Origin of the sequence: Brevibacillus sp. DP1.3A (assembly GCF_013284245.2) — a bacterium.
Classification (GTDB): Bacteria; Bacillota; Bacilli; order Brevibacillales; family Brevibacillaceae; genus Brevibacillus.
Window position 1 is genome coordinate 4,418,473 of record NZ_CP085876.1, and the last position, 21,458, is coordinate 4,439,930.

Sequence of the window (21,458 nt, forward strand, 5' to 3'; positions counted from 1 at the left end):
TCATTCGCTCTTAAATGACAATCCCTTTTCCTTCAATGCAGTCCGAAGTTTCGGCATAGATGCGGGCCCCATCCCATGATATTTCAGGATCTCTTTTTCGCTGTAGGTTGCGAGCTGTTCCAAGGAAGTGATCCCATTGTGTTCCAATGCCCTTCTTGCTGGTGCCGAGAGCAGAGAAAGAAATCCCGTGTCCGGTTTGCGTTCTTGCTCACAGATTGGACAAGTCGGACAATCACTGCTTTTCATGTATGGATGACCATTCGCGCAAGTTCTTACCATTTTTTTGGAAGTTGTCATGGCACGTATCCTTTTTAATTCGACGTCGCTTGTGGATGCTCATCGCTCACATAGTCAGCTGCTTTGGCATTTGCCTCTACCTGCGCTGGGCTCTTGCTGCCTGGGATCACGGTCGTAACAGCCGGATGCATGAGGCACCACGCCAATGCCCACTGCGCCATATCCATTCCTTCTGGAACTTCATTTTTCTTGATTTCTTCTACTTGGAGCAGCAGCTTGTTGACATGCTCCTGATCGTGTCGGTGTCGCACATCGTTTCCACCGAATACAGAACCCGGCTTGTACTTTCCGCTCAAATAACCACTCGCCAGCGGAACGCGGGCCAACACACCCAGATCTTGCTGCTGGCAAGAAGCAAAAACACCTTCTTCCGGCTTTTGATCCAAACGATTGTACACCACTTGGATTGCCTTTGCATTCACCGAAGTAGCGGCGGATGTTTGATGCATGTTGTCATTTTTCGCAATCGAGAGGCCGAGATGACGGATCGTTCCTGCCTGCACCTGTTTGTCGAGGTAAGTCCACAAGTCATCATTGTCAAAAGCCTCGTCAGGTCCCGAGTGGAATTGGTACAAGTCTATATAGTCGGTCTGCAAGGCTTCCAGCGATTTTTCCAATTGTTGCTGAACTTCAGCTGCTCCGTAATGATTGGTTCGAGAAAATTTGTCATGAAAATGATGCCCGAATTTCGTCGCCACAATCCAGTCTTCCCGGCGGCTTTTTTTCAAATATCCTCCGATAAGCTGTTCGGACAGATGATCTCCGTAGCATTCCGCTGTATCAATCAAGTTGATCCCGAGATCCTTTGCTTTGTCGAGAATCTGGTCAACAGCTTCTTGCGAGAAATCCATTCCCCACTCCCCGCCAAATTGCCAGGTACCTACACCGATTACGGATACGTTCAAGTCGGTTTTTCCTAATCTGCGGTACTTCATTGCCCGATTCCTCCTCATCATGGATAAACGAGAATCCCCTGAACGAATGTTCGCTCAGGGTGTAGACTAAAAAAATTATATGCTTTTCTCGATGTTCAATTGGCTCACAAAATCTTGCAGATTCCCTTTTCGTTCCTTGCGCATTTTCTTGCGCTCCTCCGCAGTTGCCATCAATCTCTCTTCTTCCTCTGTTTCAGGGGCAATAGCTGGCACATCAGTCGGATTCCCTTCCTCATCTAGGGCAACAAAGGTGAGAAAAGATGTCGCGGTCAAAATGCGCTTGCCGGTCTGGAGATTTTCCGAGATGACTTTTACGAAAATCTCCATAGACGTTCTGCCTGTTGACGAAACAAAAGCTTCCAGGCAGATGGAATGTCCCATTTTGACGGGAGCAAGAAAGTCAATCGAGTCAATCGATGCTGTCACAACAGGGCGACGCGAATGTCGCATCGCAGCGATTGCAGCTACCTCATCTATATAAGCCATCATCGTACCACCAAAAATAGTCCCATGGTAATTCGTATCAGATGGCTGAACCAGTGATGCCTGAATTGTACGAGATTCTTGAGTTGTCTTGATGTTCATCGCTGTTGCTCCTTTATCAATCTACTTGATGCATACTTCATCATATCACAAGGCATTTAACGTTCCAATTGATAGCTGATCGCAAGCATGCCTTCTATTCTCTCTGCATCATCTTGCAAAATGTAACGTAACAAAGGGAGATTCCACTCATAAGCTGGGCGATAGCCGTCTAAAGCAAACAGCTTGTCATCTATATGCGTGGCAAGCTTTCGGCGGGCCGGACTGGCACAGTAAAACTGCTCCAAATAATCCGTACCCCATCTGGAAAAGGAAGACGTTTCGGTGGTAACCGCCGTTAGCAGGATCCCTTCCCCTGTCTCAATCAAATCGATTGGATACAGTTGACAGCTAAATGGCTTGAGAGGCTCAACTTCACGACCAGCCTGTTCGGCATAAGCATGGATCGCACAGCCGTAACGCCCATTGTTTTCTTGATAAAAAAGACAATTACCATGCCGCATGCGAATGGTTCCTGGAGGCTCATTGCGATCCCAAACCCCATGAAGAAGCCAATGATTGCGTTCAGACTCATCCTGGAGTCCAGCAGAGATAGAGGGGATTTCCCCCTCCATGATTGGAATCTGCCATTCTTCTACTGCGTATGGTTGTCCACCCTCACAACACGTCTCACGATGAACCGTCCTGCAATTCCAACAGTCCAAATGAAACAAAGCTTGGAGGGCTGTTACATCAACCAAATATTGTCCCGCTCTCACCAAGGAATGCTTGTTTTTCTTTATATATTTTTCGCAGTGGTACGCCTCTTTATCAGACATGGGATCGGGCGTGCCTACATAACGAAAAGCCCGCTTCGTTTTCATTTTTGCAAAACAATCTCCGCTTCTGTTCCAAAAATGCGCAAATGGCCTTCCTCATAGCTAGCCAAATCTACTTCATCACCCGGAATTTCCATCAGGATTTCCATTTCTTCGCCCTCTACTGTCGTAAACACGAGCAGGAGATCTTTTTCCTCAAATTCATTGTCAGTCAGTTTGGTTTCGAGGAGCTGAGCTTGAAATTGTGTTACCTCTTCCTCTTCTTCGCTATCGGTATCCCATTGGGTAAAAGCCACGGAAACCTTTTGATTTTTATACTCCGCCAACAGTTGAATCAATTGCTCGTGTTGTTGAATGTCCATCTTGTAATCCCTCCGAAATGGTTCATACTGCCCATCATAACAAAGTAGCTCTTAAAAAGCCAAAAAGAAATACCGCTTCGCTGTGGGAAGCGGCTATTTCTCTTCTGCCTGTTAGCTTACTTTGCTAATGGTCTGGGCTAACGCAAAATCTTTGCCGGTTAAACCTTTTGCCTCGCGGGTGGCTAACGTAAACGTAACCGTTCCCCCTGCCAGATGAATTTCCACATGCTGATTGTCATGCTCAAGCATCTCTGCCACACGGTTAACGAAACTGACCGCAGTGGAAAAGTCACGACAGTGGTACGTGCGTGATAGTGCCATTCGGTCTTCTACCAGCTTCCAGCCAGGTACCTTGCTCAGATACAATTTGACCTGTTCCAAAGACAGCTTGCTCATTTTCGCAATGCCCCCTTTACCCGATGAATGGTTGTTACACCATCATATTCACGAGACGTACAGGTTATCCGCTCCCTATTGCTTCACGGCATAAAAAATCATACGAGGTGATTCATGCGCCACATATTCGTCAAACCGATAATTTCCAAATACTTGGATTTTTTCGAATCCCGCCTCTGTCAGCATTGCAATCATTTGCTGGGCAGAAAACAAGCGAACCTGCTCCATATACTCACGCGGTTCATTCGAAGACTCGTCGGAAATCAGTATCCGCTTTTTCACAAATCCATCCTGGATCCAGCGTTCTTCTTTAATCAACATTCCACTGACTTCCTTCGTAGAGTGCGACACGAGATTATCCATGACGTACGCTGCATTTAAGAAATCGATGACCACTTCACCTTTTGTTTTGAGTGCTTGTGCCATGTTACGAATAACGTTAGCATTTTCTTCATCTGTGGAGAAATAACCAAAGCTGGTAAACAAATTCACCACGATATCAAATTCGTCGTGAAACGGAATGTCGCGCATGTCACAGCGGGCAAAACTTAGCTGTGGATAGGTGTTTTGTTCCTCAGCCAACTGTAAGAGAACAGGCGACAAATCCACACCAACTACTTCATAGCCCCGGCGAGCCAGCGCACGCGAATGACGCCCGCTCCCGCAGCAAAGATCAAGTACGCGTCCTGTGTCCTTTATCGGCAATCTTTCCAACAGATTAGCGATCTCTCCATCTGCTGCCGAATCGTCCCTATGACGATACACAAGCACATAATCTTCGCGAAAGCTGCGTTCAAACCATTCTTCTGCCATGTCTGAGCCCCTTTAATTCCAAGATGTTCTTATTATACCACAGCGGGGTTTATCCGGAGCCGATTTGCATGTGGCAAAGTGTACAAAAGCTTTGTTAAAAAATATAGAAAAAACTTTACATACATACTGTATGTATGTTAAATTAACCTCATCCAATCGTGAGGGAGAGATCCGTAATGAAAGTGAACAGCTTTTATCCTGTCATCTTGACAGAACAAGTTGAGGCTAGCTCGAAGTTTTATCGTGAACACTTTGGATTTGAAATTGTTTTCGAAGCAGACTGGTATGTGAGCCTGCAAAATCAGAGCAGCAATCCGGCATTTGAGCTAGCCATCTTAGATCCTTCTCACAACACAATTCCACAAGGATTCCGAAAGCCAGTAGATGGTGGTCTTATCCTTAATTTCGAAGTCGATGATGTTGACGCTGAATACGAGAGACTTATTGTGAAAGCAGGACTTCCTCTCCATCTGGATATTAGAGACGAGGAGTTCGGTCAGCGGCATTTTATTACATCCGATCCGAATGGCATTTTACTTGATATCATAAAAGTAATCCCGCCTTCTGAAGCATTTGCTGAAAGTTATGTTGACCCTGTATAATCTGGCATGAAATAAGTAAGGAGATCGTACCGCATGAAGATGTCCAAAGCAGAGCAAAAACAACAGACGATGCAAAAATTGATCGAAGTAGCAAGAGAGATGTTCTCCAGGCAAGGTTACGCGGATGCCGCTATGGAAGACATCGTAAAGCAAGCCGGGGTGACCCGTGGCGCACTGTACCATAACTTTGGGAGCAAAGAAGGATTATTTGAGGCAGTACTGGCTTCTGTCCAACAAGAAATCGGTGAGCGCGTAGAAGCTGAAGCTGCGAAAAGTGAGGATCCTTGGCAACAATTGATCTTGGGTTGCTTGGCCTTTGTCTCCTCGGCCGTCGAACATCGCAACAAGCGGATTTTGCTTATCGATGGCCCTTCTGTTATCGGGTGGGAAACATGGCGCCGGATGGACGAGGAAAACTCCATGAGGCATCTCAGGGAGCAGCTTCAAACGATGCAGGAGCAAGGATACCTTCGTCCCGTTTCCATCGATGCTCTGACGCATTTGCTGTCTGGTGCGATGAATGAAGCGGTGCTCTGGATTTCGGAGACGTCTGATCATGAAAAGTCCCTTGAGGAAATTTCAACAGCAATGACTCTTCTCTTGGAAGGATATCGCACCAAATAAAAGCAAAGCACCCCTGCTTCCGCCTCTTACCGGCAAAATGTAGGGGTGCTCTGTTATTGTAAAGGTTTTTTTATGATGAAAAGCGGGTAGCTCGTCCAAGCCGAATTTTTTCAGCAGCCCGAGCAATAATGCTCTCTACCGAAGATGGGTCATCCACAACATCGTATTCGTTGATATTGACCCGCAAAATCGGACAGGAAGTAAAGGAAGCAATCCAGCTATCATAGCGGCCAAACAAATCCTGCCAGTAATCCACCGGCGTTTGTTGCTCCATCGGACGCCCGCGCTCTTTTACGCGGTCAATAATATCATCGAAGCTTCCCTCTAAATAGATCAAAATATCCGGATGCGGGAAGTAAGGCGTCATGACCATCGCTTCAAAAAGTTCTGTATAAGTGCGGTAATCTTCTTCTGTCATGTTGCCTTGCTCGTACAGCATGCGGGCAAAAATCCCGGTATCCTCATAAATGGAGCGATCTTGGACAAAACCGCCGCCATAATCAAACATCCGTTTTTGTTCCTTAAAGCGTTCTGCCAAAAAGAAAATTTGCAAATGGAAACCCCAACGCGATAAATCGTTATAGTAACGGCCCAAATACGGGTTATTGTCAACCTTCTCTACAGATACACGAAATCCTAGCTGGCCTGCCAAGGCATGTGTAAAGGTGGATTTTCCTACCCCTACTGTCCCTCCGATCGTAATCACTGCGTTGTTCGGTATCCCGTATTTTTCACGAAGCGTGCTGTTTTGAAACCTCGACATGTACGCAACTCCTTATCCCCATGCTTACTTTTCCTTTGTTCCCTAACCTTCTTGTCCCATCAACTCTTGGATCCGTGGGGCAATTCGATCCAGTACAACCTTCAAATCTTCTGGTCTATGTACGAAATCCAAATCGTCACAGTCGAATTTGATGACAGGCGTATCCGGATGATGCTTTTCAAACGCTTCCATAAACTCGTTATAATCAGCAATCAGGTTCTCCATATAGGTGACATCCATGCTGCGCTCCATTTCGCGATCGCGCATCGAAATCCGCTTCATCACGGTCTCAATCGAAGCTGTCATGTAGATCACCAAATGGGCCTGAGGCAAATCCTCTGTTAGGATATCATAAATTTTGAGGTACTTTGGCAGGTTATCTCCTTGTAACGTCCGTTTGGCAAAAATCGTATTTTTGAAAATATTGTAATCAGAAACAACGGAAATACCTTGATTCAGGAACTGAGAATGAATATCCTGCAACTGCTTGTAACGGTTGCAGAGGAAAAACATCTCTAGTTGAAAGCTCCATTCGGCAATATTTTCATAAAATTTACCCAGGAACGGATTTTCGTAGACGATCTCTTCCAGTAGCTGCAAGTTGCATGCGCGGCTTAGTTCCCGCGATAAAGAGGTTTTCCCAATACCAATAGGTCCCTCAACGGTAATCAATATGGACTTCATGTATGCTTCGATTCCTTTCAAGAAAATGAGAGCACTCCATATTCTAGCACGTATGTAAGTGTTTGTCGAAAACATTCGCATCCTGTCGTTTAGTATCATTTGGTATTCATTTTTCTAAAAGAAAAACTGCTCTTCATCAAGAGCAGTCTGGTTCTTACGTAAAATATTCAACGCGAGCCTGTGGAAATAGTCGGGCAATTTCACTTTCTAAATGGGCCTGCAACGCCTTTGCTTGGATGTCGGGATAGACATACTTCCCTTTCCCGTATTTCCCCCATTTGTACTTGCGCTCTTCTTCCTTCATCTCCAACTTCGTTTTCGGATAGCGCTGGAGGATTAAGTTTTTAGCGATCTTGGTAAAACGGTGCTGGATCAGCTCGAACGTCAAATCCTCCATCGCTTCGGGAACCAACTGCGAACGGAGCCTTTCCAGCAAATCGGTATACCCCGCTTCCCATCCGTCAAACCAATATAAAGGCGCTAAAATAAAGCCGAGCGGATAACCGGCCTTGGCTACCTTCCCTGCCGCCTCCAGTCGCTGATGAAAGCTGGAGGTGCCTGGCTCAAAATTTTTGATGACATAGTCGGCATTCATGCTGAAGCGAAATCGGGTATGCTTGTTGTGCTTAGCATCTAGCAAGGAATCCACGTGATGAAACTTAGTCACGAACCGCAACCGCCCAAACTCCTGCTGGCCCATAAACTCAATCGCTCGTTTCAGATTGCCCGTAAGATGCTCAATGCTAACCGGATCGGATGTACAGGCTGCCTCAAAACGAGTGATCTCTCCCGGGCGTTCTTGGATGTACTTCTCGGCCTGAGCAAGAATCTCATCTGTATTGACATACACCCGAACATACGGCTTTGTCCCGATATTTGTGTTCAAATAGCAATAGTGACAGTGGGCAGCACATCCCGTTGCCAGTGGAATGGCATATTCTGCGGAAGGCTTGGAGGTCTCGAACTTCAATGTTTTGCGTACACCAATGACCAACGTCCGCTTCGCATTGCGATATTTCTCCACTTCTGTATCTCCAGGGATGCCACGGACCTGATTATGACTGGTCGTCATCTGCATTGGAATCCCTTCCGTTTGAAAACGGCGATACAGCTCTTGGCCAAGTGGATAATTCAGTGCATTTGGCTCGACGAAAATATAATCCGGAACAAATAGCTTGCTGCCTTTCTGTTCCTTCTTTTCAGGTCTTTCCAACAGGGTCGTTCCCATAGCTATCATTCCCCCTTCACCTAGTATGCCCGTGCCATTTGACTGGACGTAAGGGGAAGTATGGCTGTGTTCCATTATTTCAGGGTGTTCTTAAAATCGCGTAGCAGCGCCTTTGCTTGCTCCTGTTGAGCTAGTGGTACTTGCAGTGTATAGACATGTCCTGCTTTTTTGGTCTGTCTGGACAAAAGCCTGACTCGAATTCCTTTCATTTCTAAATAATGCCGACATTCCTGAGCAATCCGCGGAAGGCCATACGATTCATGAATCGTAACCCATTTGATCCACATGCACCTGCACCCCATCCTTACACACTTCTTTCTTTTACAGTAAGCAGTGGACAGGTGATTGGTTCAAAAAAACAGCTTGGCTGACAATTTATGAAAACCGTTTTGGTACCTGCGCCGTCTAATGCTAGAGGAGGGGGAAAAGTGAATCTGGAACAGCTCGTTTCGTACGCAAAAGATGGGGATGATGATGCCTTTTTTCAGCTCGTCAGCCTTCATAAAGAACAACTGTATAAAATCGCCTACGCCTTTCTTCGTAACGAGACAGATGCATTGGAAGCCATTCAGGAAGCGACGTGCCGTTCCTATCTCAAGCTGGCACGATTGAAACAGCCTGCGTATTTTCGCACATGGCTGACTCGCATCCTTATTCATATTTGTCTGGATGAGCAAAAGCGCCGAAAACGGATCATCTTGGATCCCATGGAGGATGACATCGAAAGTCGTGAAAATATTCCTATAGACGACCAAAATGTCGAGCGTATTCAAATCGAAGAGGCTCTCGCTCGTCTCAGTCCGAATTATCGCCACATCATTATTTTGAAATATTTTGAAGATCGGACGATACGCGATATTGCAGAGGTACTCGGTCATCCGGAAGGCACCATCAAGACATGGCTGCACAAGGCTTTGGGTGCACTCCGCAAAGATCTCGGGAAAGGCTGGTGAGCTGCATGTGTGATAATGAAAAAAAGAATGCGAGTCCATTCATGGTTCCCGCTGAGATTGATCAATACATTCGCAGAGGGATGGAACAAGCAAAAGAGCTGCGTCAAAATCGGAGCCGCAATCGGTGGGTACGCGTTGGTTCTAGTCTGGTTGCTTGTTTGTTCATTTTCGTGTTTATTTTTTCCGTTCGACTTTCACCTGCTGTTGCTGCTTATGTCAGCTCCATTCCCGGGATGGAGAAGATCGTTGAGTTTCTTCGGGATGATAAAGGCTTGCAAAAGGCAGCAGAACACAATCTTGTCCAAAATATTGGCGCCAGTGGTTCAACGGGAGATGTGACGTTTACCATCGATCAAGTTTTGGCCGACGAAAAACGGATGGTCCTCTTCTATACACTAAAGCATCCTTTCACCGATAAAAAAGTAGCCTTGCACAAGATCGAGTTGTCAGACCAAACAGGAAATAAATGGAAACGAGTTATGTCTTGGTCAAGCATGGAGAGCGAAGACCCTGTGATTCAGAATCGTATTGATATTGTGATCGAAGAAGCCACTGAGATACCCGATGCGATGACTGCAAAAGTCACGCTAGAAATCGATAATCTCGAACAAAAGACTCCTCTTTTGATTGACTTTGCTGTGGATAAAAACAAATTTAAGACCTTTGAGAAAAAAGTGTATCCGGTGATGAAGGAAGTCACGGTTGACGGTCAGCGCTTCACGATTGAACAAATCGCAGTCTTTCCTACTCAGACTGAAGTAAGCATTCGCTTTGATCCAGCTAACCAAAAGCACGTATTTGATTTTGATAAGCTGAGGCTCGAAGATGAAAAAGGAGAAACATTCGCTTTTTGGGGAAATGGCGTTCCTGTTCGGGACAACGGTGAGAATGGGAGGGTATACCATCTGGAGAGTATTTATTTTGTAGAGCCCGAAAAGCTTATTCTCAAAGCCGATGGCATTCGTGCCATAGACAAAGATAAATTGCAAATCGTAATCGACGCGAAAACAGGCACATTAACAAACGTGCCAAATGATCGCCTAAAATTAACGGCACTGCGTCAAGTTGATGATGTCGTTGGCATGGACTTTTCCTTGAAGGTTCCGCCACAAGATAAACACTCTTATATCTCCTTAGGGAATGACCTGACTGACGACGTGGGAAATGAATATGATTCTGTGCAAGCAAGCTCCTCCTCCACAGATGATGAATCCATTCAAAACTATTCCATGCTATTCAAGCGAAAAACAAACAAAGGTAAGCCGACTTCCTATTCCTTTCCTCTGTCCAGCTATCCTGAACGACTTCAAGGTACTTTTTCTATTGAAGTTAAATAAAAAATGCCCTTCAGCGGTTGCTTGTACGGCATCGCTGTGGGGCATTCTTAATTTGATAACCTTAGTCTACAACCGCCCAGTGATTGGTCGGCCCATGCCCGCCACCCAATTGCGGAGCTGTCTTAATAGCTTCGAAGATAAAGCGATTCGCTTTTTCAACCGCAGTGATGAGCGGTGTATTTTTTGCTAACTCTGCTGTAAGAGCCGCTGAGAACGTACAACCCGTGCCGTGCGTATGACGTGTATGAATACGCTCATGGGACAATTCATGGAATGACGTACCATCGAACAAAATGTCCACGACAACGTCCCCTTGCATATGTCCCCCCTTCATCAGGACATTGCGAGCGCCTAACGCATGTATCGCTTTTGCCCCTTCGCGCATCTCGTCTGTCGTCTCGATTCTCATGCCAGTCAAGCATTCTGCTTCCGGCAAGTTAGGTGTGACGACTTCTGCAAGAGGCAACAACTCTGTTTTCAATGCAACGATCGCCTCATCCAGCAGGAGTTTTGAACCTCCCTTGGCAATCATCACTGGGTCTACCACCAGCTTTTTCAGGCCAAATGCTTTTACCTCTTCCGCAACAGCACGAATGATATCAGCGTTAAATAGCATTCCCGTTTTCGCCGCGTCAGCGCCTAGATCACGTAGCACCTCATGCATTTGCTGTGCAACTGCCTCTGTCGGCAACGGATAAACGCCTGCTACGCCTAGTGTATTTTGTGCAGTGATTGCTGTGATCGCACTCATTCCGTACACACCGAGTTGATGAAAGGTTTTCAGATCCGCCTGAATCCCAGCTCCCCCACCGCTATCTGAACCCGCTATCGTCAATGCTTTCGCAATCGTGCTCATGATATTCCCTCCTGCTTTCCACCTTTTCTCACCTGAGTATACCATCCGCTCGTCCCATTCGGTATACTAAAGGAATGTTTGCCAGCAGTCATGCAAGGAGGCATCTGCATGTCCTATCGTATTTTTTATTGGTTGACCTTTTTGATTCCAACCATCATCATCGGGGGTTTTGAATTCATCCGTCACGACTTTCTGCTGCCCTATATGTCTATGGAAGCCGGGAATGTGTACATTACCCTCTTGACGCTCTTTCTCTCTTTTTTATTCGCTACCTGGATGTTTCACACGCTTAAACAAATGAATGCACGAATTGTCGAGGAACAAGCTCGTCGCGCTGTTTATGAAGAACGTGAACGCCTTGCCCGCGAATTACACGACGGGATTGCGCAGTCTCTGTTTTTCCTCAACGTAAAGCTGAAACAGGGACACTTGGACGATGCACGGGTCGCTGTTTCTGCCATCGACAATCATGTACGCCAAGCCATTTTTAACTTGCGCTCATTGCCAGAAGAAGGCAGTCTGGATCAACGCCTTGAGAAATGGCTGGCGCAATGGAGCGCTTTATCTGGAATCGACGTTGTTAGCGAATTGCATGTCAAAGATGGCTTTTTTACTGCCACCTCAGAAGTACAACTGTTCGGGATTATCCAAGAAGCTTTTGCCAATATTCGCAAGCATTCTCAGGCCAAGCATTCGTGGATTCACCTCACGACGGATGAAACAACTGGCTGGGTTCTCGCCGTTGAGGACGATGGCATTGGGATTTCCAACCCTTCTCCCGATGCGAAAAAATACGGTTTGTCCATGATGCGCGAGCGAGCACGCCAGTTGAACGCCTCCATCGACATTCAGTTACGACCGGCAGGCGGTACGATCATCCGCTTATCTTCTCATTCAGGAGGAAAAACCCTATGAACGCTTACCGTGTATTGATCGCCGACGACCACCCGATGGCTCGTATGGCCATTCGCAGCCTGCTTGATCCCGATCCCTCTTTTGAAGTCATCGGAGAAGCGCAAAATGGCGAGGAAGCTTTTCTCTTATGCGGACAAATACAACCGGACCTTGTGCTCATGGACATCAACATGCCGAAATGGAGCGGACTCGAAGCGACCCGCGAGGTCAAAAAAGCATACCCGCACATCAAGGTTGTCATTCTCAGCGTCTCCGATGACGTTGCTGACCTGATCACGGCCATTCAGTTCGGCGCCCAAGGATACTTGCTGAAAAATTTAGAGCCTGACGACTGGATTAACTACTTGCATGCCTTGCTCGGCGAGGACAGTGAATTGACTCGCGAAATGGCAACTCGGCTCATGTACCGCTTCCGTCAAGAAGAGGCTACAGATGAAATGGTACCAGATGTTCTGACCCCGCGAGAGCGAGAGATTGTCATGTACGTGGGAGCCGGAAAAACGAATCGGGAAATAAGCGAAGCGCTGATCATCGCAGAAAACACTGTGAAAAACCACTTAAAAAACATTCTTGAAAAGCTGCAATTGGCTAATCGCGTCCAACTCGCTGCTTATGCCGTTCGCCATCATTTGGTTTTAAAATAAAAAACATTGCTTTATGCTCGATCAACTGTCATCCTTAGAAAGATACGTTTTCCACAGACATAAGAAATGCAGGTGATCCGCATGATCGAAGTCAAGACCTCCAAACTAAGCAATGGAGAATTAAATAGAGGTGTATTTGCAACACAAGATATCCGAAAAGGCGATCTGATTCATGAAGCGCCCGTGCTGCCCTATTTGAACGAAGAGCATGAGCATATTGAGAAAACCTTACTCGCGGATTATGCATTTGAGTACGGTGCCAATCACACAGCCTTCTTGTTAGGGTATGGCATGCTATTTAATCACTCCTACACGCCAAATGCCACGTATGAGATTAACTTCGACAACCACACGTTTGATTTTTATGCCTATACGGACATTCAAGCGGGTGAAGAAATCTTAATCAATTACAATGGTGATGAGGATTGCGATGATCCTCTCTGGTTTTATGAAGACCAACAGAAAGAAACAGATGATACCAAGTAAGAATATGCTTTCATAAGAATGAAAACCCGGAAACAGACACTTGAAAAAGTGCCCGTCCTCCGGGTTATTTTGTGCAACTATATCCCTCCCCAACTATTGGGGCGGGCTTTCGCTTTAAGATGGATAAATCGTTTTCTCGAAAAAAGACAGCCTCAGACCGGGCTTCACTTCTTTTTGATCCGTCAAGGTAAATCCATGTCTTTCATACAATCTAACAGCCGGTTCATTCAAGGAACCAGTCGCAACGATGATCTTGCTGCAGCCATGCTCGTGGACAGAGGCAAGTAATTTACTCGCGATTCCCTTGCGAAAATGAACAGGATCCACAATCATCCGATGAATATCCAACGTTTGTCCCTCGATCAAAAAAGAAACCGCCCCTGCCAGCTCGCCTTCCTCTATGTAGCCATAAAACGTTTCTCCACATGTCCTCAGTTGTTCTACTGATTCTCGCAGGGGTGGAATATCTTCCGTTCCAATTAACTCCGCCTCTACACGATACGCTCTTTGCTGCATGTTCCAAAGTTTTTGTACCTTTTGTTCATCCTGTAAATCTAGTCGCACGATCATTTCGTTTTCCCCCGCATTTAACTGTCTGGTGCTGCTTCAAAGCTATAGTACACATAAGGATCTTTCGGTGCGGCAACGGCTTCTACCTGAGATGCTTGGAGAACAAGCATGTCGTATCCATCTAACTGACGCAGCTCGAGCTTTCCGCGAACTTTTACCCAGCTATCTTTTGCCCATTTGTTCGCGTCCTCTTTTTCCACCAAAACGCCATAAACACTGGAATCTGCTGTACAGCAGGTGACGGAAAAACGCGCTACGACAAACTGCTGCTTCGTAAAATCAGGCTGCCGATAAACAAATCCCATCGTCTCAAGCTCTTTCCCAGCAAATTCTTTTGCATATAGCTCCATTGTGGTGAGTCCGTCCAAGAACACTTTGTCATTCAGTTCAATCACTGGCTGTTTATGTAAAAAGACGGCGATATCTGTGTAAAAGTCACCAAATCCCCCGTTCGAGAATCGCTGCCGCAATTGTTCGTCGTTTGTCGCTTGTACTGGGGGTGTTGCTACTTGATTGGTAGCCTCTGGCTGTGGTTCCACGCTTGGCACGGCATCTTCTTTTACCTCTGCTGTCTGCTTCACATTCTCTGTTGTATTCACGTTCGCATTCGCATTCGCCGTAACATCCGCCAGCTTTCGTACATCATTGCTAAGAAGCGTGATTCCCCGCTTCTCCGCTACATCACTACCAAGAATTTTATCCGGCATGACAAATCCCATCACAATTGGGAGCACAAACAAGCCATAAACCAAAAGGGAGCCGATGGGTGTACGCGGAACTTTGTGCTGCTCCTCACAATCGCAATCGTAAACACTACTGCCGACAAAAATTTGCCGTATGCTGACAATTGTCAACAGAGCCAGGATGACGAGCGTGACATAGCTGAACATGTGTAATCGTGGTGCGAGATAGTGACTGAGCGTTTCCGACAGGATCAAATAGGCCAACAACGCTGTAATGCCCGCCAATATCAAACTGCGCATGACATGATGACGCTTCAATTTGTTCTGATCCATATTCTCCTCCTTACATCGGTATAAGCATGGTGACACAAATTACCAAAAGCGTAATAACTACGACCAGCTTGACAACAAAACCAAAGCGAAACGTTCCAAATAGCATCAACGTTGTTTTTAAATCGAGCATGGGACCGAAAATCAGAAATGCAAGCAACGAGCTGCTTGAGAACGTATTGGCAAAGGAAGCAGCGATAAACGCATCTGCCTCTGAACAAAGCGAAAACAAATACGCCATCCCCATCATGACCAAATTAGAGGTGAGCGGTGTTTGACCAATGTCCATGAGCGTATCCCGGCTGATGTACACCTGTAAAAGCGCGCTGATAAGCGAACCAAACAACAAATATTTCCCCATATCAAAAAATTCGTCCACCGCGTGGGCAAATGTCGAGGAAAGCTTTCCACTCGTCGCTTTTACATGGTCGGCTTCATGACTGATTTGCGATTCCATGCCGAGCCGTATTGGATTTTTTTTGACAAACAGGAAGACAAGCATGCCCACAATGAGGGCAACAATAAATCCCGCAATGCCCCGGTAGAGAGCCATTTCCGGCTGACGGGCGAAAGCCACATAGGTCGATGACAAAACAACGGGATTCACAATCGGTCCCGCCAATAAGAAAACAATACCAACTGACAGCGGCATCCCTTTTTGGATCAAGCGACGAACCACAGGGATAATGGCACATTCACATACAGGGAACAAAAACCCGAGTAACCCAGCAAACGGTAGGGCCACGAGTGGATGCTTCGGTGTCCAGCGCCTCACCTGCTCTTCTGTCACAAACGTCTGGATAAATGCAGAAAAGAATACACCCAAGAGGACAAACGGGATTGCTTCCAACCAAATACTAAGGAAAAAGGTTTTCACATCAAGCCACAAAGGGGACCACTCTATGCTCCAACCGGAAAACAAGCTGCTTTCTCTACCCATGGTTAACCAAACGACACTTAGTCCAAGCAGGAGCGCCCCGATTATTTCAACCAGGAATTGGCGAATTTTCAGAATCAAGCGGGAGTTCTCTCCTCTCTATTTGCAAATAGGTATCATTCCTATTTATATAAAGGTATCTATATTTCCTTCTTGTCCTTTTACTTTTTTTTTTGCAAGATGAACAGGTTGTACAGCCTTCCCTTCCCCCTGTATCCGTCTTATAATGGTGAAAAATGGAACCGTTCGGGGTGAATGAAGTGAGCGAAGACATTCAGCGCATTCCCACTGATCTAGAGGTTTGTGAAGTACAGACGATCGATGAAGAAAAAGTAAACAGGCTTCGGCCCAGAATGATGGAGACGGAAGGTGTCGCCCCTCTCTTCAAGGCTCTCGCAGACGATACGCGAGCAAAAATCATTTACGCGCTGGCACTTGAAGGAGAGCTATGCGTTTGTGATGTCGCTGCAACCATCAATAGCTCGATCCCCAATACCTCTCACCATCTGCGGTTGCTAAAAAATATGGGTCTCGCCCGCTACCGTAAAAACGGCAAGCTTGTCTATTACTCACTCGATGATGATCATGTCCGTCATTTAATCATGTGTGGAATTGAGCATGCTGCCGAATTGAAGCAATCAAAACCGTAAATCCACTGGCTACATACAGGTCCGTCACTATGAGTGGCGGCCTTTTTTTGCTGATGCTCAAAAAAACATTCAAACAATTAATTGAATATAATAATGAATATGGTATGATTTAGTTAATCCTCACCGAAAGAAGGCCCTAATCATGAACGACTATGACGTCATCATAATTGGTGGAGGGCAGGCAGGACTTGCTCTCGGATATGCACTCAAGCGTAAAAATCGCCGTTTTGTCATCTTGGAGCAAAACAAACGGATCGGGGATAGTTGGCGGCAGCGGTACGATTCACTCGTGCTTTTTACACCACGCCAATATAATCATCTACCTGGTCTCGCTTTCCCAGGAAAGCCGCATTCACTCCCAAACAAAGACGATGCAGCAGACTATCTGGAAATGTACGCGAAACATTTCGAATTGCCAGTCATGCTGAGAACAACCGTTTTGGAACTTAGCCATGCCGAATCTAGATTTCAGGTTCGGACACAAGATAGCTTGCTCTTCGCGAACCAAGTAGTGATTGCTACGGGTCCCTTTCATACACCCTATATCCCGGCTATCGCAAACAGCCTAGACCCGACCATTCGGCAATGGCACACCGCACAGTACAAAAATGAAAGCCAGCTCATTGACGGTCCTGTCCTCGTCGTAGGCAGTGGCAACTCTGGCGCACAAATTGCAGTAGAGCTTGCCGCTCATCGACCCGTTGTTTTTTCTCAAGGAGAATCACGTTCTTACTTGCCGCTCTTCATTTTTGGAAAACCTATATTTGATTACATGAGGATATTCGGTTTACTTGATGTCCCCCGCTCCACCTGGCTTGGCCAAAAATTGAGTCAATCACCTGATCCGATATTCGGTTACAAAAAGCAGGTCCAAGAACTGTCCAGAACCGGAGCATTGCGATTGGTTTCCCGAGCACTACAGGTGAACGGAAATACCGCTACTTTTGCAGATGGAACACAAGCAACGGTCAACAACATATTGTGGGCTACCGGTTTTCGACCGAACTACGATTGGCTAAGCGTCCCCAATGTGCTCGATTCCCATGGCCGACCGATTCATAATCGAGGGATAACAAACGTTCCTGGGCTATCCTTTCTCGGGCTCCCCTGGCAGCATACGCGAGGATCAGCGCTAATGGGCGGTGTCGGGAATGACGCGCTTTATTTAGCAGAGCATCTATAAATCATTCGTTTTATAAGGAGGACACAATCATGAGCTTTCATCATCACGATCATGGAGATGGTCACGATCACCATCACCATGGAAAAGGAGCCAGTAAACGAGCTCTTCTCATTTCTTTCCTCATCATTACTGTATTTTTGGTTGTAGAAACCATCGGGGGCTTCCTCACCAATAGTTTGGCGTTGCTCTCTGATGCTGGGCATATGTTAAGCGATGCATTGGCGCTTCTATTGAGCTTAATCGCTGTTCATTTCGCTGCACGACCACCTTCTGCCAAGAGAACCTTCGGGCTGAAGCGCTTTGAAATCTTAGCTGCACTGACCAATGGTGTGACACTTGTACTGATTTCCCTGTTCATTTTCTGGGAAGGATTCCAACGCATGTGGAATCCGCCTGAGGTTGCCAGCGGCTCCATGATCATCATCGCCACAGTTGGCCTCTTGGCAAATATTGCTGCCGCCATTGTACTCATGCGTGGCGATACCAAGAACAACGTCAATGTACGCAGTGCATATCTCCATGTTCTCGGCGATCTTCTCGGTTCTGTCGGTGCAATCATTGGTGGTATCCTGATGTGGGCTTTTGGCTGGTACATTGCCGACCCGATCATCAGTATCGTCGTGGCTGTCCTGATCATGCTGAGCGCATGGCGCGTAACGAAAGAATCCGTCAATATTTTGCTGGAAGGCGCTCCTTCACGGCTGGATACGACAAAAGTCGAAGAACGACTCAGTCAGCTAGCTGGAGTTAGCAAAGTGCATGACCTCCATATTTGGACGGTTACTTCCGGATTCGATTCACTGACATGCCATTTGGTTGTTGAGGACGACTTACCTAGCTACCCTGTGTTAAATGATGCATTGGCCCTTTTGGAAAAAGAATTCGGCATTACACACGCTACCATCCAGATTGAGAACTCGTCTACTACACACGGTGGCTTACATTGTCAGGCAACAGCCGATTCTCACGATCACGACCATGACCATGCGCATGATCATAAACAACATAGCCATTCCTAACAAAAAAACCATCTCCCGACATTTTCGAGAGATGGTTTTTCTTGTGATTAATCTTCCATCGTAGACAGGTCACCAGTTGGTAGACCTAATTCCCACGCTTTCAAGACACGGCGCATGATTTTTCCGGAACGCGTTTTTGGCAACTTGTCGCGGAATTCAATTTCACGAGGAGCAGCATGTGCAGCCAGTCCTTCTTTCACAAACTTGCGAATTTCATCCATCAACGCTTCACTTGGCTCATAGCCAGCTCGCAGCGAGATGAACGCTTTGATAATTTCACCACGAACCGGATCCGGTTTGCCGATGACACCCGCTTCCGCTACTGCTGGATGCTCCACGAGCTTGCTCTCGACTTCAAACGGACCGACTCGCTCACCGGAAGTATTGATCACATCATCAATACGGCCTTGGAACCAGAAGTAGCCTTCTTCATCCTTGTATGCAGAATCCCCGGACACGTACCAGCCTGGGATGCTGAAGTATTCTTCGTATTTCGCTGGGTTGTTCCAGATTTGTCTCATCATGGCTGGCCAACCTGTACGGATTGCCAGGTTCCCCATTCGATTCGGCGGCAGCTCATTTCCACGGTCGTCAATAATCGCTGCATAAATACCTGGGAACGGCTTACCCATCGATCCAGGCTTGATCGGCATACAGCGATAGTTAGAAATCAGCTGAGCACCTGTTTCCGTCATCCACCAGTTGTCATGAATGCGTTGATTAAACACGCGCATACCCCAGTGAACGACTTCCGGATTGAGTGGTTCGCCAACGCTCAGGACGTGACGCAGACTGGATAAGTCATATTGCTTGACAAGTTCATCCCCTGCCCCCATGAACATGCGGAACGTAGTCGGAGCACTGAACCAAATCGATACTTTGTTTTTCTCAATGACTTTATACCAGTCTTCGGGAGTGAAACGTCCGCCACGTACGACAATCGTTGCTCCATTCAACCAAGGTGAAAAAATGCCATAAGAAGTACCCGTTACCCAGCCAGGATCGGCTGTGCACCAATAAATATCATCCTCTTGCAAGTCGAGAATCCATTTCCCAGTTTGGTAGTGCTGGATCATGGCATTGTGAACATGCAGAACACCCTTTGGCTTGCCCGTTGAGCCTGAAGTGTAATGGAGGATCATTCCATCCTCACGATCAACCCATTCGATTTCCAGCTCAGTGGAGGCTTCTTCCATCGCTTTTTCAAAACGGATGTGACCTTCTTTTAGCTCCTCTTCTGCACCTACAACAATCACGTGTTTTAATGCAGGCAGGTCACTTACCGGAATGCGTGGCAAGAGTGCAGGTGTCGTAACGATCGCAACGGCTTCGCTATTTTCCAAGCGATCACGCACAGCCGCTTCCATGAACGCTTCGAACAGCGGTCCTACGATTGCGCCAACCTTAATCGTGCCTAAAACGCTTACATAAAGCTCCGGCGAACGCGGCATAAAGACGAAAACGCGGTCCCCTTTCACAATGCCCAAATTCCGCAAAACATTTCCGAATTTATTGGATAATTCGCTTAATTGCGCGAAAGTATAAGTCTCGTCTCTCGTCGCATTGCTGTACATCAAAGCGATTTTGTCTTTCCGATCAGTAGCGAGATGTCGATCAATGGCTTCGTACACCATGTTCACTTTCCCGGTCTCATACCAAGAGAATTGCTTCTCCACATCCGCCCAATCAAAATTCGCATATGCTTCGTCATAATTTTCCAGATTATAAGTGCCTTCCGTTGCTGGAATTTTCTCTACGTTCATGTCTTCACTCTCCCACTCTACATATCGTTTTTCTCACTACGCAACATTCATAATATTTCTACATTTTTTGCATAATTCCTCCTGCCAGAACCTACTTATTCGATCGCGAACTTTTTCTTGTATAATGACGGTACTCTTACTGTGAAGGAGATGGCTGACCATGATGATCTGGTTTATTTTACTTGGCGCTATCGCCTTGTTGCTTTTTCGAGCCTATCGCAATACATTTGATGTTCAAATAAAAGAAGTAGCGATACCCTTGCAAAAATCCCGGCACCTTCAACAACCGCATGAGTTTGAGCCGATTTCGATCTTACATTTGTCTGATTTGCACATGGAAAACTTATCTGTACTGCCCCAGAGTATTGTCGATGACTTCTCGCAGCGTCAGGTAGACCTGATTGCGATTACCGGCGACTTGCTCGACCGCGAAAAAAACATTCCGAAGGCAGTTGCTTTTGTGCAATGTCTCCAGCAATTACAGCCAGCACTCGGAACTTATGTGGTTTTTGGCAATCACGACTACGTTCTTACCCCTTTCAAGCTCGCACAGTTGAAATCAGAGTTGGAGCGAATTGGCTGTCGTGTACTTATCAACGAAAATGAAACCATCTATCACAAGGGGCAGCCCCTGCACATAGTAGGTGTGGATGATTTCAGCACACGCCATAGCAACCTGGCCAAGTCTTTCTACGGTGTACCCGAGACAGGAGCAAGGCTCGTCTTAACTCATGATCCTAATATAGTTTTGCACATGAAAGAGTATGCTTACGATTATTTGTTGTCAGGGCATTTTCACGGCGGACAGATCCATTGGCCTCGCCCCTTTCATCTCGCAACGATGGGGAAGCTGCCTAAACTGAATATCGTTAAAGGTCTCCACGAGATGGATGGTCGATCCTTTTACATCAGTGAGGGCCTAGGGCAAACAGGGGTAAACATCCGTCTGCGTTCCCGTCCCGAGATAACTTTGCATGTACTGGGCAGTGATTCTCCATTCAACGAGATGGCCACTCCAGCTGTTGCTCTACAAGAAACAGCTGCCACGCTCGCTCTCGACTAAGGTA

Annotated in this window: 27 protein-coding genes; 11 read left to right on the top strand and 16 right to left on the bottom strand. The window is 46.6% G+C overall.

Annotation, left to right across the window (positions count from 1 at the left end):
• The 7 genes from HP399_RS20055 to HP399_RS20085 form a co-directional block, all read right to left on the bottom strand.
• The gene (locus HP399_RS20055) at positions 1-297 is read right to left on the bottom strand and encodes an RNA polymerase alpha subunit C-terminal domain-containing protein (protein WP_173620850.1); all 297 of its coding nucleotides are present in this window, start codon (positions 295-297) and stop codon (positions 1-3) included.
• Between the two features lie 14 nt (positions 298-311).
• Complete coding sequence (locus tag HP399_RS20060; RefSeq protein WP_173620851.1) at positions 312-1,232, bottom strand: aldo/keto reductase; 921 nt, start codon at positions 1,230-1,232, stop codon at positions 312-314.
• A 75-nt stretch (positions 1,233-1,307) separates the two neighbouring features.
• Positions 1,308-1,817: an acyl-CoA thioesterase gene (locus HP399_RS20065; RefSeq protein WP_173620852.1), complete on the bottom strand. Its 510-nt coding sequence runs from the start codon at positions 1,815-1,817 to the stop codon at positions 1,308-1,310.
• Between the two features lie 56 nt (positions 1,818-1,873).
• Positions 1,874-2,638, bottom strand: coding sequence for a DUF3109 family protein (locus tag HP399_RS20070; protein ID WP_173620853.1), 765 nt, complete (start codon positions 2,636-2,638; stop codon positions 1,874-1,876).
• Complete coding sequence (locus HP399_RS20075) at positions 2,635-2,955, bottom strand: hypothetical protein (RefSeq protein WP_173620854.1); 321 nt, start codon at positions 2,953-2,955, stop codon at positions 2,635-2,637. The genes HP399_RS20070 and HP399_RS20075 overlap by 4 nt, the downstream gene beginning before the upstream one ends.
• Positions 2,956-3,066: 111 nt before the next feature.
• On the bottom strand, positions 3,067-3,351 hold the full coding sequence (locus HP399_RS20080) for a 4a-hydroxytetrahydrobiopterin dehydratase (protein WP_048032351.1): 285 nt from the start codon (positions 3,349-3,351) through the stop codon (positions 3,067-3,069).
• Between the two features lie 75 nt (positions 3,352-3,426).
• The gene (locus HP399_RS20085) at positions 3,427-4,164 is read right to left on the bottom strand and encodes a class I SAM-dependent methyltransferase (protein ID WP_173620855.1); all 738 of its coding nucleotides are present in this window, start codon (positions 4,162-4,164) and stop codon (positions 3,427-3,429) included.
• Positions 4,165-4,340: 176 nt separating this feature from the next.
• Here HP399_RS20085 and HP399_RS20090 point away from each other — a divergent pair, with 176 nt between their 5' ends.
• Complete coding sequence (locus tag HP399_RS20090) at positions 4,341-4,766, top strand: VOC family protein (protein WP_173620856.1); 426 nt, start codon at positions 4,341-4,343, stop codon at positions 4,764-4,766.
• Between the two features lie 33 nt (positions 4,767-4,799).
• Complete coding sequence (locus HP399_RS20095) at positions 4,800-5,390, top strand: TetR/AcrR family transcriptional regulator (protein ID WP_173620857.1); 591 nt, start codon at positions 4,800-4,802, stop codon at positions 5,388-5,390.
• A 70-nt stretch (positions 5,391-5,460) separates the two neighbouring features.
• On the opposite strand, the gene HP399_RS20100 is transcribed toward HP399_RS20095, so the two are convergent.
• The 4 genes from HP399_RS20100 to HP399_RS20115 form a co-directional block, all read right to left on the bottom strand.
• Positions 5,461-6,153, bottom strand: a complete 693-nt coding sequence (locus HP399_RS20100) for a deoxynucleoside kinase (protein WP_173620858.1) — start codon at positions 6,151-6,153, stop codon at positions 5,461-5,463.
• Positions 6,154-6,195: 42 nt separating this feature from the next.
• Positions 6,196-6,837 carry a deoxynucleoside kinase gene (locus HP399_RS20105; RefSeq protein ID WP_173620859.1) on the bottom strand — a complete coding sequence of 214 codons (642 nt, stop codon included), beginning with the start codon at positions 6,835-6,837 and terminating at the stop codon, positions 6,196-6,198.
• A gap of 154 nt (positions 6,838-6,991) precedes the next feature.
• Complete coding sequence (gene splB, locus HP399_RS20110) at positions 6,992-8,065, bottom strand: spore photoproduct lyase (protein ID WP_173620860.1); 1,074 nt, start codon at positions 8,063-8,065, stop codon at positions 6,992-6,994.
• Positions 8,066-8,139: 74 nt separating this feature from the next.
• Complete coding sequence (locus HP399_RS20115; RefSeq protein WP_173620861.1) at positions 8,140-8,367, bottom strand: hypothetical protein; 228 nt, start codon at positions 8,365-8,367, stop codon at positions 8,140-8,142.
• Between the two features lie 126 nt (positions 8,368-8,493).
• On the opposite strand from HP399_RS20115, the gene HP399_RS20120 reads away from it, so the two are divergent.
• Positions 8,494-9,018, top strand: a complete 525-nt coding sequence (locus tag HP399_RS20120) for a sigma-70 family RNA polymerase sigma factor (RefSeq protein WP_173620862.1) — start codon at positions 8,494-8,496, stop codon at positions 9,016-9,018.
• Positions 9,019-9,023: 5 nt separating this feature from the next.
• Positions 9,024-10,355: a DUF4179 domain-containing protein gene (locus HP399_RS20125; RefSeq protein WP_173620863.1), complete on the top strand. Its 1,332-nt coding sequence runs from the start codon at positions 9,024-9,026 to the stop codon at positions 10,353-10,355.
• A gap of 61 nt (positions 10,356-10,416) precedes the next feature.
• Here the strand turns inward: HP399_RS20125 and thiD are convergent, their stop codons facing one another.
• The gene (gene thiD, locus HP399_RS20130; RefSeq protein ID WP_173620864.1) at positions 10,417-11,211 is read right to left on the bottom strand and encodes a bifunctional hydroxymethylpyrimidine kinase/phosphomethylpyrimidine kinase; all 795 of its coding nucleotides are present in this window, start codon (positions 11,209-11,211) and stop codon (positions 10,417-10,419) included.
• Between the two features lie 108 nt (positions 11,212-11,319).
• Here thiD and HP399_RS20135 point away from each other — a divergent pair, with 108 nt between their 5' ends.
• The 3 genes from HP399_RS20135 (at position 11,320) to HP399_RS20145 (ending at position 13,256) form a co-directional block, all read left to right on the top strand.
• Entirely contained in the window at positions 11,320-12,126 is an 807-nt protein-coding gene (locus HP399_RS20135; protein WP_173620865.1) for a sensor histidine kinase, read from the top strand.
• A complete protein-coding gene (locus tag HP399_RS20140; RefSeq protein WP_173620866.1) occupies positions 12,123-12,770 on the top strand; it encodes a response regulator in 648 nt (215 codons plus the stop codon). Before HP399_RS20135 ends, HP399_RS20140 begins: the two co-directional genes overlap by 4 nt.
• Positions 12,771-12,851: 81 nt before the next feature.
• Complete coding sequence (locus HP399_RS20145) at positions 12,852-13,256, top strand: SET domain-containing protein (protein WP_012685826.1); 405 nt, start codon at positions 12,852-12,854, stop codon at positions 13,254-13,256.
• A gap of 114 nt (positions 13,257-13,370) precedes the next feature.
• Here the strand turns inward: HP399_RS20145 and HP399_RS20150 are convergent, their stop codons facing one another.
• From HP399_RS20150 to HP399_RS20160, 3 genes are read right to left on the bottom strand one after another with little or no spacing between them, the layout of a single operon-like run.
• Entirely contained in the window at positions 13,371-13,826 is a 456-nt protein-coding gene (locus HP399_RS20150; RefSeq protein WP_173620867.1) for a GNAT family N-acetyltransferase, read from the bottom strand.
• A gap of 17 nt (positions 13,827-13,843) precedes the next feature.
• Positions 13,844-14,842: a TIGR03943 family putative permease subunit gene (locus HP399_RS20155; protein WP_173620868.1), complete on the bottom strand. Its 999-nt coding sequence runs from the start codon at positions 14,840-14,842 to the stop codon at positions 13,844-13,846.
• Between the two features lie 10 nt (positions 14,843-14,852).
• Positions 14,853-15,857, bottom strand: coding sequence for a permease (locus HP399_RS20160; RefSeq protein WP_173620869.1), 1,005 nt, complete (start codon positions 15,855-15,857; stop codon positions 14,853-14,855).
• Positions 15,858-16,012: 155 nt separating this feature from the next.
• Here HP399_RS20160 and HP399_RS20165 point away from each other — a divergent pair, with 155 nt between their 5' ends.
• The 3 genes from HP399_RS20165 (at position 16,013) to HP399_RS20175 (ending at position 18,628) form a co-directional block, all read left to right on the top strand.
• Entirely contained in the window at positions 16,013-16,426 is a 414-nt protein-coding gene (locus HP399_RS20165) for an ArsR/SmtB family transcription factor (protein ID WP_173620870.1), read from the top strand.
• Positions 16,427-16,568: 142 nt separating this feature from the next.
• Complete coding sequence (locus tag HP399_RS20170; RefSeq protein WP_173620871.1) at positions 16,569-17,609, top strand: flavin-containing monooxygenase; 1,041 nt, start codon at positions 16,569-16,571, stop codon at positions 17,607-17,609.
• A 29-nt stretch (positions 17,610-17,638) separates the two neighbouring features.
• Positions 17,639-18,628, top strand: coding sequence for a cation diffusion facilitator family transporter (locus HP399_RS20175; protein ID WP_173620872.1), 990 nt, complete (start codon positions 17,639-17,641; stop codon positions 18,626-18,628).
• 47 nt (positions 18,629-18,675) lie between these two features.
• On the opposite strand, the gene acsA is transcribed toward HP399_RS20175, so the two are convergent.
• Positions 18,676-20,391, bottom strand: a complete 1,716-nt coding sequence (gene acsA, locus HP399_RS20180) for an acetate--CoA ligase (RefSeq protein ID WP_173620873.1) — start codon at positions 20,389-20,391, stop codon at positions 18,676-18,678.
• A gap of 163 nt (positions 20,392-20,554) precedes the next feature.
• Here acsA and HP399_RS20185 point away from each other — a divergent pair, with 163 nt between their 5' ends.
• A complete protein-coding gene (locus HP399_RS20185) occupies positions 20,555-21,454 on the top strand; it encodes a metallophosphoesterase (RefSeq protein ID WP_173620905.1) in 900 nt (299 codons plus the stop codon).
• Positions 21,455-21,458: the final 4 nt, after the last annotated feature.

Bases quoted from the DNA above. Each gene is read 5' to 3' on its own strand.
- HP399_RS20075 (WP_173620854.1), bottom strand. From the start codon at position 2,955: ATGGACATTCAACAACACGAGCAATTGATTCAACTGTTGGCGGAGTAT.
- HP399_RS20105 (WP_173620859.1), bottom strand. From the start codon at position 6,837: ATGAAGTCCATATTGATTACCGTTGAGGGACCTATTGGTATTGGGAAA.
- HP399_RS20165 (WP_173620870.1), top strand. From the start codon at position 16,013: ATGGAACCGTTCGGGGTGAATGAAGTGAGCGAAGACATTCAGCGCATT.
- HP399_RS20150 (WP_173620867.1), bottom strand. From the start codon at position 13,826: ATGATCGTGCGACTAGATTTACAGGATGAACAAAAGGTACAAAAACTT.
- HP399_RS20140 (WP_173620866.1), top strand. From the start codon at position 12,123: ATGAACGCTTACCGTGTATTGATCGCCGACGACCACCCGATGGCTCGT.
- HP399_RS20060 (WP_173620851.1), bottom strand. From the start codon at position 1,232: ATGAAGTACCGCAGATTAGGAAAAACCGACTTGAACGTATCCGTAATC.
- HP399_RS20170 (WP_173620871.1), top strand. From the start codon at position 16,569: ATGAACGACTATGACGTCATCATAATTGGTGGAGGGCAGGCAGGACTT.
- HP399_RS20070 (WP_173620853.1), bottom strand. From the start codon at position 2,638: ATGAAAACGAAGCGGGCTTTTCGTTATGTAGGCACGCCCGATCCCATG.
- HP399_RS20125 (WP_173620863.1), top strand. From the start codon at position 9,024: ATGTGTGATAATGAAAAAAAGAATGCGAGTCCATTCATGGTTCCCGCT.
- HP399_RS20175 (WP_173620872.1), top strand. From the start codon at position 17,639: ATGAGCTTTCATCATCACGATCATGGAGATGGTCACGATCACCATCAC.
- HP399_RS20090 (WP_173620856.1), top strand. From the start codon at position 4,341: ATGAAAGTGAACAGCTTTTATCCTGTCATCTTGACAGAACAAGTTGAG.
- HP399_RS20065 (WP_173620852.1), bottom strand. From the start codon at position 1,817: ATGAACATCAAGACAACTCAAGAATCTCGTACAATTCAGGCATCACTG.
- thiD (WP_173620864.1), bottom strand. From the start codon at position 11,211: ATGAGCACGATTGCGAAAGCATTGACGATAGCGGGTTCAGATAGCGGT.
- HP399_RS20115 (WP_173620861.1), bottom strand. From the start codon at position 8,367: ATGGGGTGCAGGTGCATGTGGATCAAATGGGTTACGATTCATGAATCG.
- HP399_RS20100 (WP_173620858.1), bottom strand. From the start codon at position 6,153: ATGTCGAGGTTTCAAAACAGCACGCTTCGTGAAAAATACGGGATACCG.
- HP399_RS20145 (WP_012685826.1), top strand. From the start codon at position 12,852: ATGATCGAAGTCAAGACCTCCAAACTAAGCAATGGAGAATTAAATAGA.
- HP399_RS20155 (WP_173620868.1), bottom strand. From the start codon at position 14,842: ATGGATCAGAACAAATTGAAGCGTCATCATGTCATGCGCAGTTTGATA.
- HP399_RS20080 (WP_048032351.1), bottom strand. From the start codon at position 3,351: ATGAGCAAGCTGTCTTTGGAACAGGTCAAATTGTATCTGAGCAAGGTA.
- splB (WP_173620860.1), bottom strand. From the start codon at position 8,065: ATGGGAACGACCCTGTTGGAAAGACCTGAAAAGAAGGAACAGAAAGGC.
- HP399_RS20135 (WP_173620865.1), top strand. From the start codon at position 11,320: ATGTCCTATCGTATTTTTTATTGGTTGACCTTTTTGATTCCAACCATC.
- acsA (WP_173620873.1), bottom strand. From the start codon at position 20,391: ATGAACGTAGAGAAAATTCCAGCAACGGAAGGCACTTATAATCTGGAA.
- HP399_RS20055 (WP_173620850.1), bottom strand. From the start codon at position 297: ATGACAACTTCCAAAAAAATGGTAAGAACTTGCGCGAATGGTCATCCA.
- HP399_RS20095 (WP_173620857.1), top strand. From the start codon at position 4,800: ATGAAGATGTCCAAAGCAGAGCAAAAACAACAGACGATGCAAAAATTG.
- HP399_RS20185 (WP_173620905.1), top strand. From the start codon at position 20,555: ATGATCTGGTTTATTTTACTTGGCGCTATCGCCTTGTTGCTTTTTCGA.
- HP399_RS20085 (WP_173620855.1), bottom strand. From the start codon at position 4,164: ATGGCAGAAGAATGGTTTGAACGCAGCTTTCGCGAAGATTATGTGCTT.